This window comes from Saccharopolyspora erythraea NRRL 2338 (genome assembly GCF_000062885.1).
In the GTDB taxonomy this organism is placed as follows: Bacteria; Actinomycetota; Actinomycetes; order Mycobacteriales; family Pseudonocardiaceae; genus Saccharopolyspora_D; species Saccharopolyspora_D erythraea.
On sequence record NC_009142.1, the window covers coordinates 1,786,177 to 1,800,676 of the forward strand.

Annotated in this window: 13 protein-coding genes; 7 read left to right on the forward strand and 6 right to left on the reverse strand. The window is 71.6% G+C overall.

The window, feature by feature from the left end:
• Positions 1-30: 30 nt before the first annotated feature.
• From SACE_RS07970 to SACE_RS07980, 3 genes are all read left to right on the forward strand, one after another.
• Positions 31-3,093, forward strand: a complete 3,063-nt coding sequence (locus SACE_RS07970) for a bifunctional [glutamine synthetase] adenylyltransferase/[glutamine synthetase]-adenylyl-L-tyrosine phosphorylase (protein ID WP_009943943.1) — start codon at positions 31-33, stop codon at positions 3,091-3,093.
• A 60-nt stretch (positions 3,094-3,153) separates the two neighbouring features.
• A complete protein-coding gene (locus SACE_RS07975; RefSeq protein WP_011873414.1) occupies positions 3,154-3,651 on the forward strand; it encodes a GNAT family N-acetyltransferase in 498 nt (165 codons plus the stop codon).
• Positions 3,652-4,361: 710 nt separating this feature from the next.
• Positions 4,362-5,228 (forward strand): SMP-30/gluconolactonase/LRE family protein, encoded by an 867-nt coding sequence (locus tag SACE_RS07980; RefSeq protein WP_009943940.1) that lies wholly within the window; start codon positions 4,362-4,364, stop codon positions 5,226-5,228.
• Positions 5,229-5,424: 196 nt separating this feature from the next.
• Here the strand turns inward: SACE_RS07980 and glnA are convergent, their stop codons facing one another.
• On the reverse strand, positions 5,425-6,849 hold the full coding sequence (glnA, locus tag SACE_RS07985) for a type I glutamate--ammonia ligase (protein WP_009943939.1): 1,425 nt from the start codon (positions 6,847-6,849) through the stop codon (positions 5,425-5,427).
• A gap of 198 nt (positions 6,850-7,047) precedes the next feature.
• Here glnA and SACE_RS07990 point away from each other — a divergent pair, with 198 nt between their 5' ends.
• The gene (locus tag SACE_RS07990; RefSeq protein ID WP_029621443.1) at positions 7,048-7,506 is read left to right on the forward strand and encodes an RDD family protein; all 459 of its coding nucleotides are present in this window, start codon (positions 7,048-7,050) and stop codon (positions 7,504-7,506) included.
• Positions 7,507-7,565: 59 nt separating this feature from the next.
• Here the strand turns inward: SACE_RS07990 and SACE_RS07995 are convergent, their stop codons facing one another.
• From SACE_RS07995 to SACE_RS08005, 3 genes are all read right to left on the reverse strand, one after another.
• Entirely contained in the window at positions 7,566-8,297 is a 732-nt protein-coding gene (locus SACE_RS07995; RefSeq protein WP_009943937.1) for a DUF4191 domain-containing protein, read from the reverse strand.
• 101 nt (positions 8,298-8,398) lie between these two features.
• Positions 8,399-9,400, reverse strand: a complete 1,002-nt coding sequence (gene lipA, locus SACE_RS08000) for a lipoyl synthase (protein WP_009943936.1) — start codon at positions 9,398-9,400, stop codon at positions 8,399-8,401.
• 66 nt (positions 9,401-9,466) lie between these two features.
• Positions 9,467-10,402, reverse strand: coding sequence for an oxidoreductase (locus tag SACE_RS08005; protein ID WP_009943934.1), 936 nt, complete (start codon positions 10,400-10,402; stop codon positions 9,467-9,469).
• 82 nt (positions 10,403-10,484) lie between these two features.
• Here SACE_RS08005 and SACE_RS08010 point away from each other — a divergent pair, with 82 nt between their 5' ends.
• On the forward strand, positions 10,485-11,321 hold the full coding sequence (locus SACE_RS08010) for a hypothetical protein (protein ID WP_011873416.1): 837 nt from the start codon (positions 10,485-10,487) through the stop codon (positions 11,319-11,321).
• On the opposite strand, the gene SACE_RS08015 is transcribed toward SACE_RS08010, so the two are convergent.
• A complete protein-coding gene (locus SACE_RS08015) occupies positions 11,272-12,156 on the reverse strand; it encodes a 4-hydroxy-tetrahydrodipicolinate synthase family protein (protein ID WP_009943932.1) in 885 nt (294 codons plus the stop codon). The two genes, SACE_RS08010 and SACE_RS08015, sit on opposite strands and share 50 nt — an antisense overlap.
• A gap of 96 nt (positions 12,157-12,252) precedes the next feature.
• Here SACE_RS08015 and SACE_RS08020 point away from each other — a divergent pair, with 96 nt between their 5' ends.
• Positions 12,253-13,134: a LysR family transcriptional regulator gene (locus SACE_RS08020; protein WP_009943931.1), complete on the forward strand. Its 882-nt coding sequence runs from the start codon at positions 12,253-12,255 to the stop codon at positions 13,132-13,134.
• Between the two features lie 123 nt (positions 13,135-13,257).
• Here the strand turns inward: SACE_RS08020 and SACE_RS08025 are convergent, their stop codons facing one another.
• On the reverse strand, positions 13,258-13,767 hold the full coding sequence (locus SACE_RS08025; RefSeq protein WP_009943930.1) for a hypothetical protein: 510 nt from the start codon (positions 13,765-13,767) through the stop codon (positions 13,258-13,260).
• Between the two features lie 113 nt (positions 13,768-13,880).
• Between SACE_RS08025 and SACE_RS08030 the strand changes: the two genes are divergently transcribed.
• Positions 13,881-14,498 carry a TetR/AcrR family transcriptional regulator gene (locus tag SACE_RS08030; RefSeq protein ID WP_011873417.1) on the forward strand — a complete coding sequence of 206 codons (618 nt, stop codon included), beginning with the start codon at positions 13,881-13,883 and terminating at the stop codon, positions 14,496-14,498.
• Positions 14,499-14,500: the final 2 nt, after the last annotated feature.

A 14,500-nucleotide genomic window follows, 5' to 3' on the forward strand; every position in this document is an offset into this window, starting at 1 on the left:
ACGGGGTCGGGTAGGACTACGGTTCGACCCATGGCCAACAGCGGTTCGGCTCGTTCAGGCTCGGTGCCCTCGCCTGCCCGCTACGGGTTCAGCGACGCGGCACGTGCGGAAGGGCAACTGCGCGCCGCCGGATGGTGGACGGACTCGGGCCCGACCAGCGCCGCCGAGCCGGTACTGGCTGCCCTGTCGAGGGCGGCTGACCCCGAACTCGCGCTGCACTCTGTCGACCGCCTGCGCGAAGCCGTGGGCGACGAGTGGGACGAGCTCTCCGAGGACCTCACCACCGACTTCGGGCTGCGCGGACGGCTGGTCGGAGTCCTCGGGGCCTCGAGGGCGTTGGTGGACCACCTGGTGGCCCGCCCCGACCACTGGCGGCGGTTGCGTTCGGACGACGGCTCGCCGCTCAAGTCGCTCGACGAGTACACCGCTGTGCTGCTGGAAGCGGTCGAAGCCGGGGACGGCAGCGGTCCGCCGGGCACGGCGGACGGTCCGGTGGCGGGCCTGCGCGGCCAGGACGCGGTGAGCGCGTTGCGCGCCGCCTACCGAGCGCTGCTGCTCGACGTCGCCGCGGCCGACCTGGCGAGCGTGGTGGAGCCGGAGCTGCCGGCGATGGCCTACGAGGACATCGCCGCGCTGCTGTCGGACGTGGCGGTTGCCGCGCTGCGGGCAGCGCTGTCGGTGGCGGTGGCCGAGCTCGCGCACACCGGTGTCGACCTGACCGAGGAGCCGGCGCGGCTGGCGGTGATCGCCATGGGCAAGTGCGGCGGCCACGAGCTGAACTACGTCAGCGACGTCGACGTCGTCTTCGTCGCCGACGACGAGAAGGACGTCGCGGGGGCCACGCGGCTGGCGAGCATGATGATGCGCATCGCAGGCGCCTCGTTCTTCGAGGTCGACGCCGCGCTGCGGCCCGAGGGCAAGGCGGGCGCGCTGGTGCGCACGCTCGACGGCCACCTGAACTACTACCGCCGTTGGGCCCGCACGTGGGAGTTCCAGGCGCTGCTCAAGGCCCGCCCGGTGGCGGGCGACGTCGATCTGGGGCAGCGGTACCTGGAGGCCGTCCAGCCGCTGGTGTGGACGGCGTCGGAGCGCGAGGGGTTCGTCTCCGACGTGCAGTCGATGCGGCGCAGGGTCGAGGACCACGTGCCGGCTGAGCTCTCGGACCGGGAGCTGAAGCTGGGGCGCGGCGGACTGCGCGACGTTGAGTTCGCCGTGCAACTGCTGCAGATGGTGCACGGACGCGGCGACGACACGCTGCGCACCCCGACCACCGTGGACGCACTGCGCGCCCTGGGCGAGGGCGGGTACGTGGCGCGGTCCGATGCCGCCGACCTCATGGACTCCTACCGCTTCCTGCGGGGCCTGGAGCACCGGTTGCAGCTGCGCAGGCTGCGTCGCACCCACCTTTTCCCCGCGACCGAAGAGGCCGAGGAGCTGCACTTCCTGGCGCGGTCGGCCGGGCTGCGCTCCAGCGGCCGGAGCAGCGCGGGCTCGGTGCTGGTCGCGGAGTTCCGCAGGCACAGCAACCGGGTCCGGCGGCTGCACGAGAAGCTGTTCTACCGGCCGCTGCTGGAGGCGGTGGCCAAGGTGCCGACGGAGGCGCTGCGGCTGACCACCGGTGCCGCGGTGGAGCGGCTGGCGGCGCTCGGCTACTCCTCGCCGGAGGGGGCGCTGCGGCACATAGAGGCCCTGACGTCGGGGATGTCGCGTCGGGCGAGCATCCAGGGCGCGCTGCTGCCGATGCTGCTGGACCTGCTGGCCAACACCCCGGACCCCGACGGCGGGCTGCTGGCCTACCGGAAGGTATCGGAGGCGCTGGCCGAAACGCCCTGGTACCTGCGGCTGCTGCGGGACGAGGGCGTGGTCGCGGAGCGGCTGGCGCTGCTGCTCGGGATGTCCAAGCTGGTGCCGGAACTGCTGGTGCGCGCGCCGGAGGTGCTGCGGCTACTGTCGGACACACCGGCTCTCGCGGAGCGGGATCCCGGCGAGGTCGCGCAGTCGTTGCGCAGCGCGGTCGGGCGGTACTCGGAGCCGGAGCGGGCGGTGGCCGCCGCGCGTTCGCTGCGGCGTCACGAGCTGCTGCGCATCGCGTGCGCGGACCTGCTGGGGCTGATGGAGCCGACGTCGGTGTTCCGGGCGCTGTCGAGCGTGTGGGTGGCCGTGCTGGAGGCGGCGCTGGACGTCTCGGTGCGTTCGGTGGGTGCCCGGCAGGAGTGGGATTCGGTGCCGGCGCGCATCGCCGTCATCGGCATGGGCAGGCTCGGCGGGGCGGAGCTGGGTTACGGCTCCGACGCCGACGTGCTGTTCGTGTGCGAGCCGGTCGACGACGCCGACGACACCACCGCGGTCAAGTTCTCCACCGCGGTCGTGGAGCAGGTGCGGCGGCTGCTGGGCTCTCCGAGCCAGGACCCGCCGCTGGAGGTCGACATCGACCTGCGTCCGGAAGGCAAGCGGGGGCCGGTGGTCCGGACGCTGGACTCCTACCTGAACTACTACCGGCGGTGGTCCGAGGTGTGGGAGGCACAGGCGCTGCTGCGGGCGCGTCCGGTCGCGGGCGACCTGGACCTGGGCGAGCGCTTCTGCCGCGCCATCGACCCGATGCGCTACCCGGAAGGCGGCCTCGACGAGGTGAAGATCCGCGAGATCCGCCGGATCAAGGCGCGGGTCGACTCCGAGCGGCTGCCCAGGGGCGCGGACCCGGCGACGCACACCAAGCTCGGGCGCGGCGGCCTGGCCGACGTCGAGTGGACGTTGCAGTTGCTGCAACTGCGCTTCGGTCACGAGCACGAGGAACTGCGGACCACCTCGACCGTCGACGGACTGGCCGCCGCGGCGCGGCTGGGTCTCCTGGAGCAGGAGCAGGCCGACGAGCTGACCGAGGCGTGGACGCTGGCGATGCGCGCCCGCAACGCGGTGATGCTGGTGCGGGGCAAGTCCGGGGACCAGCTTCCCAAGCAGACCCGCGAGCTGGTCGCGGTGGCCGCCGCGCTGGGATATCCGGCGGGGGTCGACACCGGTGAGGTCGTCGACGACTACCTGCGGGTGACCCGGCACGCGCGCACGGTCGTGGAGCACGTCTTCTACGAGAACTGATAGTCCACTGTGGATGGACGATGGCGAGCGGTGCCGCGTCCGACGTAGGCTGGCTTTGTGGTGGACCGAATTCGACGGGCTGAAGAGGACGATCACGCGCGGATCGTCGAGGCCATCGGCACCTGGTGGTCGGACTCGCGCAGTCCGCAGGCCGCGCGTGAACTGTCCATGCTGGTGCCCAGGCTGTTCCTGCAGCACTTCGCGGGCACGAGCTTCGTGATCGAGCGCGACGGCGGATTCCTGGGATTCCTGGTGGGTTTCGTGTCCCAGGACCACCCGGAGCAGGCCTACGTCCACTTCGTCGGAGTCGATCCCGCGCGGCGTCGCGGTGGTGTGGCGCGGCGTCTCTACGAGGCTTTCTTCGACATCGCGCGGCAGGCCGGTTGCACGACGGTCAAGTGCGTCACCTCGCCGGTCAACACCGGCTCGGTCGGTTTCCACCGCCGGATGGGGTTTTCCCTCGTTCCCGGTGACCACGAGGTCGACGGGCTGCCGGTGCAGGGCGATTACGACGGGCTCGGCCAGGACCGGGTGTGCTTCGTCCGGGAACTGGCGTAGCGGTACGACTCGCTGCACGTGCGCGGAAGCATCGCGCAAGTTCTTGGTCGACCAGTGCGCGGAAGTCTCTTTCCTGGCGGCATTACCGCAATTGGTATATGACGTGAGCGTTGGTATCACGCGAATGGCAGAGTCGATCCGTGTGCGTTCCGGAATCGAATCGCGAACCGGCTGGTCCGATCGAGGTCGGCGTGTCATCGCCGCCCGCGGTTTCGCATCCGGCACGGGAGGACGATTCCGGCGCTATTGCCGGAAAGCCGCGCCGGAGCGCCCGCCATGGCTCGGGCTGCCGCCTCGTTCGGAGCAGTGCGAGGCGGTGGGCGAATTCGCTGGTTGGCAACGCGGTACTGGGCTGACCGGCGCAGTGGTTTCCACGTGTGCCGGGCGTTCGACTGATCGGCGCAGCCGGACATGCCGGAGCTTTGATCAGCGCGGCAGCGGCGGCGATGGGCCGTACGGCCGACCGCGTCGCGGACGACCGGCGGTCGATGAGTCCGACATCGCGGGCGTCGCAGGAGAATTCGACGGCAAGGGGATCAGCTGAAAGCTGAATTCCACCGCTTCCCAACGGATTCGGTGGATCGCACGAAAACCCGATCCCCGTGATTCGTGGCCCGTTCGGCCGCTCACGGCGTGGCTGCTGCGCGGGTAGCCTGCCCTGAAGGGCTCATCCGTGCTTGACCAATGCGCGATCCGAACGGGAGTGCACGGTGTCGGAGAACTTCGAACTGCTCGTCCACCGCCAGGCGCTCTGCGGGGAAGGTCCGTTGTGGATGCCGACCCTCAATTGTGTTTACTGGGTGGACATCCTGCGGCGGGAATTGCACACCTACCACCGGGAATCCGGCATCGACGAGGTGCGGGTCCTGCCCGGGGTGGTGACCGCGCTCGCCGCGACCCGCAGCGGCCAGCTCATCGCGGCCGCCGACCGCGGGTTCGCCCGGCTCTATCCGGGGCGGGCGGCGCTGGACCCGGTCACGGCCGTGCACAGCGGCGACCGGATGAACGACGGGGCGTGCGATCCCGCGGGCCGGTTCGTGGCCGGCACGTTCACCCACGCCCACGACCCGCAGCGCAGTGCGCTGTACCTGCTCGACGGCGGCCGGGCCCGGCCGATCGTGGACGGGCTGACGGCGGCCAACGGCGTGGCGTGGAGCCCGGACGGCTCGCGGATGTACCTGGTCGACACCGCGCCGAGGACGATCTGGGTCTACGACTACGACCCCGAACGCGGGCGCGCCAGGAACGGGCGGCGGTGGGTCGTCTGCTCGGACAGCGAGGGCAGGCCCGACGGCATCGCCGTGGACGCCGAGGGCGGGGTGTGGGTGGCGATGCACTGGTCGGGCCGCATCCACCGATACGCGCCCAGCGGGGACCTCGAGACGGTGCTGTGGGCACCCACCAGGAGGATCACCAGCATCGCCTTCGGCGGTCCGCGCCTGGACGAGATGTACGTGACCTCCGCGTGTTTCGGCTACGACGAGCGCGCGCTGGTCGCCGACCCCTACGCGGGCGCGCTGTTCCGGTTCCGGCCGGGGACGTCGGGGCTGTCGCTGGCGCCCTGGAACGGCTTGTAGTGCCGTCTGGAAGGCTCGCAGAGGCCTTGTAGCGCGCTCCGGAGCCTCTGCCTGGCGGGGAGTGGGCCCGGTGGGTGTCCCGCTGTCGGGACCCGATCAGTCCATTGTGGACGCCCTGGATTCGCCTGCGGGGCGGGAAAAGACGAGGGCCGGTGGCACCAGAGGTGCCACCGGCCCTGCCGTGCGCGTCAGTCGATCACACGTCGAAGTACAGCGCGAACTCGTGCGGGTGCGGACGCAGGCGGATCGGGTCGATCTCGTTCTCCCGCTTGAGGTTGATCCAGGTCTCGATCAGGTCCTCGGTGAACACGCCACCCTCGAGCAGGTAGTCGTGGTCGGTCTCCAGCCGGTCGATGACCTTGGCCAGGCTGTCCGGCACCTGCGGGACGTTCTTGGCCTCCTCGGGCGGCAGCTCGTAGAGGTCCTTGTCGATCGGCTCGGCCGGCTCCATCTTGTTCTTGATGCCGTCCAGACCGGCCATCAGCATCGCGGCGAACGCCAGGTACGGGTTGCCCGACGGGTCCGGGCAGCGGAACTCGACGCGCTTGGCCTTCGGGTTCGAGCCGGTGATCGGGATCCGCATGCACGCGGAGCGGTTGCGCTGCGAGTAGACCAGGTTCACCGGGGCCTCGAAGCCCGGCACCAGGCGGTGGTAGGAGTTCACCGTCGGGTTGGTGAAGGCCAGCAGGCTCGGGGCGTGGTGCAGGATGCCGCCGATGTAGTAGCGCGCGGTGTCCGAGAGGCCCGCGTAGCCGGACTCGTCGTGGAACAGCGGGTTGCCGTCCTGCCACAGCGACTGGTGGGCGTGCATGCCCGAACCGTTGTCGCCCAGCAGCGGCTTCGGCATGAACGTCGCGGTCTTGCCGTTCTGCCACGCGGTGTTCTTGATGATGTACTTGAACAGCTGGAGGTCGTCAGCCGCGTGCAGCATCGTGTTGAACTTGTAGTTGATCTCGGCCTGGCCGCCGGTGCCGACCTCGTGGTGGGCGCGCTCGACGGTGAAGCCGGAGGCGATCAGCTGCTGGACCATCTGGTCGCGCAGGTCCGCGAAGTGGTCGTAGGGCGAGACCGGGAAGTAGCCGCCCTTCATCCGGGTCTTGTAGCCCCGGTTGCCGCCCTCCTCGTCGCGGCCGGTGTTCCACCAGCCCTCGATCGAGTCGACCTCGGCGAAGGACTTGTTGGCGGCCTCACCGAACCGGACCGAGTCGAAGATGTAGAACTCGGCCTCGGCGCCGAAGAAGGCGGTGTCGGCGATGCCGGACTCGGCCAGGTACTGCTCGGCCTTGCGGGCGATGTTGCGCGGGTCCCGGCTGTAGGGCTCCAACGTGAACGGGTCGTGCACGAAGAAGTTGAGGATCAGCGTCTTCTCGGCGCGGAACGGGTCGATCCTGGCGGTGTAGGGGTCGGGCAGCAGCAGCATGTCCGACTCGTGGATCGACTGGAACCCCCGGACCGACGAGCCGTCGAAAGCGAGCCCCTCGGTGAAGGCGTCCTGGTCGAAAGACGCGGCGGGCACCGTGAAGTGCTGCATGACGCCCGGCAGGTCGCAGAACCGGACATCGACGAACTTCACGTCCTCTTCGGAGATGAAGCGCAGGACCTCGTCTGGATTCTTGAACACCCTCGGTGGCTCCTTCACGCACTCGTACAGCTCACCGACGAGGAGCTGCCCGCCGGCTCGACTGCGACGGTATGTCAGCGGTGTTGCCCGGTCGTCACCCTTGTGTTTCGCGGGCGTTAACGAGCGCCCGAACGGGTGGAGCCGGTACCCGGGTCGGGGCCACCGGCGCCAACCGCGTCAGGCCGTACCCTGGATGACGTGGGTAGATTGACCGGTTCGTGGTTGGACGGCGCACAGGCCTCCGGCAACAACGATAACGACGACCGACCCCGGTGGCGCGGTGAGCGGCTGGGAATTCCGCGGAGCGGATCCGGGTCGGTGGCCGGGCCCGGCAGGCGGCTCGCGGCCTTCCTGGTCGACATCGCGCTCGCGTCGCTGGTGTCCTGGGCTTTCACGGCCCCGGCGCCGCCGGGCAACTGGAGCGTGCTCGCCTGGTTCGTCATCACGGTCCTACCGGTGACCCTCTTCGGCGCGACCCCCGGCATGGTCCTGCTGCGCATCTGGGTCGCGCGCCTGGACGGCGGCGCGATGGTCGGCCCGTGGCGCGCGGTGGTCCGGGCCGCGCTGACGTTCCTGCTCATCCCGGCGGCCATCTGGAACTTCGACGGCCGCGCCTGGCACGACCGCCTCACCGGCACCGTCGTCCTCAACCGCTGACCCCGGCAACACGAAGGCGCCCCGCCGGATCCGGCGGGGCGCCTTCGGCGGTCGGGTCGCTACTTCGACGAGCGGCGCATCGCCCGCTGGACGTTGCGCATCTTCGCGCCCTGCGGCATGGGGCCCTTGGGCATCGCGTTGCCGCGGCTGGCCAGCGCCGCGAGCCGGTTCTCCAGGGCGTCGATCTGGCCGGCGTTGATGTTGCGCGGCAGCTTCATCATGTGCGTCTGGAGCTTGCGCAGCGGCACCTGGCCCTCCTCGGTGCCCACCAGGACCTCGTAGATCGGGGTGTCGCCGACCAGCCGGGCGATGCGCTTCTTCTCCTGCTGGATGAGCGGCTTGAGCCGGCTCGGCGCGCCCTCGCCGACCAGCACGATGCCGGGCTTGCCGATGACGCGGTGCACGGCGTCGAGCTGCGTGGTGCCGGCGACGGCCTGCGACAGGTTCCACTTGCCGCGCAGGTTCTCCAGCGCCCACCCGGCGGCACCGGGCTGGCCCTCGGCCTTGCGGTAGACGTTGGACTGCACCCGGCGGCCGAAGACGATCGTCGCGGCGAGCAGGCCCAGGGCCAGGCCCACGGGCAGGAACACCCACTGCAGGCCCCAGATCAGGCCGAGCAGGAACACCACGACGGATACGCCGAGGAACGCGCCGATCATCAGCGGCAGGAGGAGCTTGTCCTCCCGGCGCTGCATCTTGAACGCCTCGAAGATCTGCTTGACGCGGCCCCGGGATGCCTTGCGTCGTTGCTTGGCCGCCTCTTTCCCGGCGGCCTTGTCCTGCTTGGCCATGGTTCTCAGGATACGGCGGCGCCCGCGGGCGGTGCAGCTACGGTCGCCGCAGCGGTCCCGGACCGAGGCCGTGACGGTCGCGGTCACGGCCCCGTCGCTGGTCAGCGGGACAGCAGGCTGCTGGCTTCCTGCGCGGCGGTGCCGGCCTTGGCCAGGTGCGCGAGGTTGTCCGGCAGCGGCATGCCGCGGTGCTCGGTGGCCTTGGCGTACAGGCGGCCGGCGCGGTAGCTGGAGCGCACGAGCGGCCCGGCCATCACACCGGGGAAGCCGAGCTCCTCGGCGGTGCGGGTGTGCTCGACGAACTCCTCCGGCTTGACCCAACGCTCCACGGGGTGGTGGCGCGGGCTGGGCCGCAGGTACTGGGTGATGGTGATGATGTCGGTGCCGGCCTCGCGCAGGTCGCGCAGCGCCTCGGTGACCTCCTCGGGCGTCTCGCCCATGCCCAGGATGAGGTTGGACTTGGTCACCAGGCCGTCCTCGCGGGCCCGGGTGATGACCTCCAGCGACCGCTCGTAGCGGAACGCGGGGCGGATGCGCTTGAAGATCCGCGGCACGGTCTCGACGTTGTGGGCCAGCACCTCGGGCCGGGAGCCGAAGACCTCGGCGAGCTGGCCGGGGTCGGCGTTGAAGTCCGGGATGAGCAGCTCGACGCCGGTGCCGGGGTTGAGCTGGTGGATCTGGCGGACCGTCTCGGCGTACAGCCAGGCGCCGCCGTCCTCGAGGTCGTCGCGCGCGACACCGGTGACCGTGGAGTAGCGCAGGCCCATCGCCTGCACCGACTCGGCGACCCGGCGCGGCTCCTCCACGTCGAGCTCGGCGGGCTTGCCGGTGTCGATCTGGCAGAAGTCGCAGCGGCGGGTGCACTGGTCACCTCCGATGAGGAAGGTGGCCTCGCGGTCCTCCCAGCACTCGAAGATGTTCGGACAGCCCGCCTCCTCGCAGACGGTGTGCAGTCCCTCCCGCTTCACCAGGCCCTTGAGCTCCTGGTACTCGGGTCCCATCCGAGCGCGGGTCTTGATCCACGATGGCTTCTTCTCGATAGGCGTCTGGCTGTTGCGCACCTCAAGACGCAACAGCTTCCGCCCCTCAGGCGCCGCAGTCACGCTGACAGGCTACGCCTCCGCGCGGAGCGCGCCGAAAGCGTGAGAACGGTCACCGCCTGTACCGGATCAGCTCGGGTCGGGTTCCACGCCGGTCAGCTCGGAGGTGGCGTTCCACAGCCGCCGGGCGGTGTGCTCGTCGCGGGCCGCGCGGGTCATCTTCGCCGGTGCGGGATGGCCCCGGACCTCGCGGAAGCCGTCCGGCCCGAAGTACTGGCCGCCGCGCACGTCCGGCGCGGCGGCGGCGTGCAGCTGCGGCAGGATTCCCTGCGAAACCGGCTGGGTGATCAGCGAGCTGCCGAGCGCGACGGCCTTGGTGACCACCGCCGGCGCCGAACGCAGCCGCGCGGAGTTCTGGGGCAGCTCGGTCCGGCTCATGCCCGGGTGCGCGGCGACGCTGAGGACGTCCATGCCGTGGTGGCGCAGCCGCCGGTCCAGTTCGAGGGCGAACATCAGGTTGGCGAGCTTGGCCTGGCCGTAGGCGCGGATGGGGGAGTAGCGGCGGCGGGTGTGGTCGAGGTCGTCGACGTCGACGGTGCCGAAGCTGTGGGCGAGGCTGGAGACGGTCACGACGCGGGCGCCCGCGCGCTCGCGCAGCGCGGGCATCAGCAGCCAGGTGAGTGCGGCGTGCCCGAGGTGGTTGGTGCCGATCTGCAGCTCGAAGCCGTCGCGGGTCGAGCGCCTGGGCGTGGCCATGACGCCCGCGTTGTTCATCAGCACGTCCAGGGCGTCGCCGGTGCGGTCGCGGACGTCGGCGGCGGCCTTGCGGACCGAGGCGAGGTCGGCGAGGTCGAGCTCGACCAGCTCCGGTTCGGTCTCGGCGACGGCGGCGACCTGGGCGAGCGCGGCGCGGCCGCGCTCGGGGCTGCGGCAGGCGAGCAGCACCTTCGCTCCCCTGGCGGCCAGGGCGCGGGCGCTGTGCAGGCCCAGGCCCGAGTTGGCGCCGGTGATGAGCGCGATGCGTCCGGACTGGTCCGGGATGTCGGCGGCGGTCCACTTGGCCATGGGCCATCCTTACCCGGTCCGGGTGATCAGTGAAAGGGGTTAACCGAAATCTCGGGTGTGTCCGGGCGCATACTGCACCGCCGTGTCGGATTCGTGGTCGGTCCGGGTGCGGTGGCTGCCGTGGCGGCGGCTGGCGCGGCTGGGCATCGCAGGCGACCGGTGGCCGAGGATGGTCGAGGGGCCGCTGTCGGTGCTCGCCCGGACGTTGTGGTTCGTGCTGTTGCCGCCCCTGCTGCTCGCCTGCCTCCTCGAACTGCTGGTGCTGTGGGCGCTGTTGCCGTTCGTGCTGGTGGGGCGTGCCCTGGGGCTGGGGTCGTGGTGGGTCGACCTGCGCAACCACGGATGCCGGGCCGGCACCTTCCGGGTAGCGGGCGCGCGCTCGGCGCGGAGCCTGCGCAGGGCGCTCGCGGCGCATCTGCGGCGCGGCGGCGCGCCGGGCGATGACGGCGCCGCCCGGCTGGTCGCGGCCGAAGGCGCGGAGTTCGCTTCGGTCGAGATCAGCGCGCGGGACTGGGAACTGGTCCTGCGGCGGCTGAGCCCCCACGCGCGGCGGCGCTGGTTCCTGTGGCGGCGACGGCTCTCGATCGCCGACTCGCTCGACGTGCTGCCCGGCGGACTCGGCGACGACCCGGTCTCGGCGATCATCGCCATCCCGTTCGTGCTGCTGTTCGTGCTGTGCCTGGGCGGCGCGGTGCTGGAGCTGGTGGTCCAGGCCGCGATCCTGCCCGTCGTCGTGCTGCTGCGGTTGGTGCGTGCGCTGGCCTGGCCGATCGAGGTGGTTCACCGCGGCACGGTCGAGACGCGGCAGCAGGTCCACGGCTTCCTGCCGTCGGTGCGTGCGCGGCGGCAGCTGGCGGAGGGGCTGCGGCTCAACCGACGGCGTCCGGAACAGCTTCGGCAGCTCGCACCGCTGCGGTGACGGCCGCCGCGCTCGCCGGGAGCAGCGGGAGCCGGACGTCGGGCGTCGGGATGCGTCCCTGCGCGTGCAGGACGCCCTTGAGCACGGTCGGGTTCGGTTCGGCGAACAGCGCCTTGGCCAGCGGCGCGAGGGAGTCGCCCAGCGCGCGGGCGCGATGGGCGTCGCCGCGGCGCCATGCCGCGTCCAGCTCGACGAAGGCCGCGGTGTGCAGGTGGGCGGAGGCGAGGATGCCGCCGTGGGCGCCGAGCGCGAGCAGCGCGGGGGCGAACGCGTCGTCGCCGGCCAGCACCGCCAGGCCGGGCGGGGTGTCGGCGAGCAGGTCGACCGTGCACTGGTCGACGCATCCGGCGGACTGCTTGACCCCCACGACGCCCGGCAGCGCGGCCAGCTCGCGCAGGCACGCCGCGCTCAGCGGCTGCGCCGTCCGGTAAGGGATGTTGTAAACGATCAGCGGGACGCCGCCGGACTGCGCGACGTGCCTGAAGTGGGCGACCACGCCCGCCTCGGACGGGCGGGTGAAGTAGGGGACCGTGACCAGCGCGGCGTGGGCGTCGAGCGCGCGAAGCGCCTCGGCGGTGCGGCGCGTGTCGTTGGTGCCCGCGCCGACGATCAGCGCGACGTCCCGTTCCCGGCACGCGCGGGCGCAGACCGCCACGACGCGCGCGCGTTCGGACTCGTCGAGCGTCGCGGGCTCGCCCGTCGTGCCCAGCGCCACCACACCGGCCGCCCCCGCGTCCAGCACCGAGTGCGCGAGCGCCTCGAGTGCGTCGTAGGCGACGTCTCCGCCGGTGGTGAAAGGCGTGACCAGGGGTACGTAGATGCCTGCCAGCTCCATGCCATGACATTCGCGCACGGCCGCTGTGCGGGTCCAGTTCGCATTCGTGCACAGATCATTAAGCTGAGCCGATGCTCGGGTCACTAGGCTGAGCCGATGCTCGACGTGCGGCGCCTGCGCCTGCTGCGCGAACTCGCCCACCGCGGCACCATCGCCGCGGTCGCCGACGCGCTGTCCTTCTCCCCGTCGGCGGTGTCCCAGCAGCTCACCATCCTGGAGCGGGAGGCGGGCGTCGCGCTGCTCGAACGCTCCGGGCGCCGGGTCGTGCTCACCCAGAGCGGACGCGACCTGGTGGTGCACACCGAGGCCGTGCTGGAGGTGCTGGAACGGGCGGCGGCCGACCTGGCCGGGGCCCGCGACGGGCTGGCCGGGCCGCTGCGGATCGGCACCTTCCCCTCCGCGGCCCGGACGCTGGCCGCGGGGCTGGCCGTCCTGGCGCGCGACCACCCGCGCCTGGAGCCGATGGTCGACCAGATCGACCCAGCCGAGGTCGCGGGCGCTCTGCGCGGCTCCGAGCTCGACGTGGCACTGGTGCACGACTACGACTTCGTGCCGCCCGAGCCCGCCCCGGGCCTGGACGGCGAGCCGCTGCTGGAGGAGTGCCTGCACCTGGCGGCGCCGAGCGGATGGCGCGGCGTCGACGGCGACGACCCGATCGCCCGCTGGCGCGACGCGCCGTGGATCACCGCCCCGCCCGGCATGCTCTGCCACCGGATGGCGGTGCGGGCCTGCCAGTCCGCCGGGTTCGCACCCCGGATCCGCCACCACATCGACGACTTCGCCGCCGTGCTCGGTTTCGTGGCGATGGAGCAGGGCGTGGCGATCGTCCCGCAGCTCGCGGTGGTGGACCCGCCGCCGGGAGTCGCGCTCACCGAGCTGCCGATGCACCGCAGGACGCGGATCAGCTACCGGCGGGGAGCCGACCGGCATCCCGCGGTGTCGGCGTTCGTACGGGCCATGCGGTCGGTGGTCCGCTGACCTCGTGCGGGGCGATGTCGGCGACCAGCGAGGCGGTGGCGGACGGCCGGAACGGTGCCAGCGCCTCGACCGGATGGATGCGGGTGGCGGCGCGCAGCTCCCGCGTTGACGCCTGTCGGCGTCTCAGCTGCTCGGGATGAGCTTGCGCAGCCGCAGCGCGCAGGTGCTGCGCTCGGTGTGCTTCGGCGTTCCGCGCATCAGGCTCAGGAACGCGGCGCCGACGCGGGAGATCTCCTCGTCTGGCTCGGAGTGCTCGGCGAGACCGGAGGCCAGGGCCAGCATCCGCTGTTCGCGCTCCAGGGCCGGGCGCAGCGCCGGGGCGCCGGCGTGGCGGTCCAGCACCGCGCGCAGGTCCGGGTTCCCGGCCGCGGTGCGGCGCCAGGCGGTGGTCACAGCCTGGACCCGGTCCACGCGCGGGTCCGCGTCGGCGTCGGCCAGCGCGATCCCGATCCGGCCGGTGAGCAACTGCGTCCACTTGTAGTGCAGCGCGCGGAGCAGTTCCCCGGTGGTGGCGAACACCTCGCTCGCCTGCGGCACGGCCTCGAGGGCGAGCTCGTCGGAGGGGTGGGCGGTGGCGTGGTCGAGAACCGCCTGGATCGCGCTCTGCCGCCGGTAGAAGTCGTGCCAACTCATGGTGCGTCCTCCGGGTGGCCTCGTGGCGTACCTCTGGTGTGCGACATACCGGGAGTATGTGCCTTCGAAGCTACCACGCGGACGTACCGTCGGTATGTCTTATGGTTGTGAGTATGGATACAGCTCGATCGCGGCGGGTGGAGTACTCCGAGACCACCCGCCGGGCACTGGTGGATTCGGCCGTCGAGCTGTTCACCGAGCGCGGCTACGCCGGTACCTCCCTGGACGAGATCGCCAGGGCGGCGCGCGTCACCAAGGGAGCGCTCTACCACCACTTCGGCGGCAAGCAGGCGCTGTTCGAGGCCGCTTTCGAGGAGGTGGAGCGCCGGGTCACCGAGCGCATCTCGTCGATGATCGCCGACGCCGGGGACCCCTGGACGCGGATGCTCGCCGGGCTGAGCGGGTTCCTGGAGGTCTGCCTGGAGCCCTCCTACCAGCGGATCGTCGTGCAGCAGGGCCCGGCGGTCATGGGGTGGGAGTGCTGGCGGGAGGCCGAGGAGCGCAGCACCTACGGCATGGTCCGCCTCGTCGTCGGGCAGCTCATCGAGCAGGGCGAGATCGAGCCGCTGCCGCTGGAGGCGCTGACGCGGGTGGTCTACGGCGCGATGTCGGCGGGCGCGACCACCATCGCCGGCTCGCCGGAACCCAGGACCACCAGCGAGGAGGTCGGCCGGTGCATGGAGCGGGTCATGGCGGGCCTGCGCACCTCCGGCACCGCGGCGGCGGGATAGCC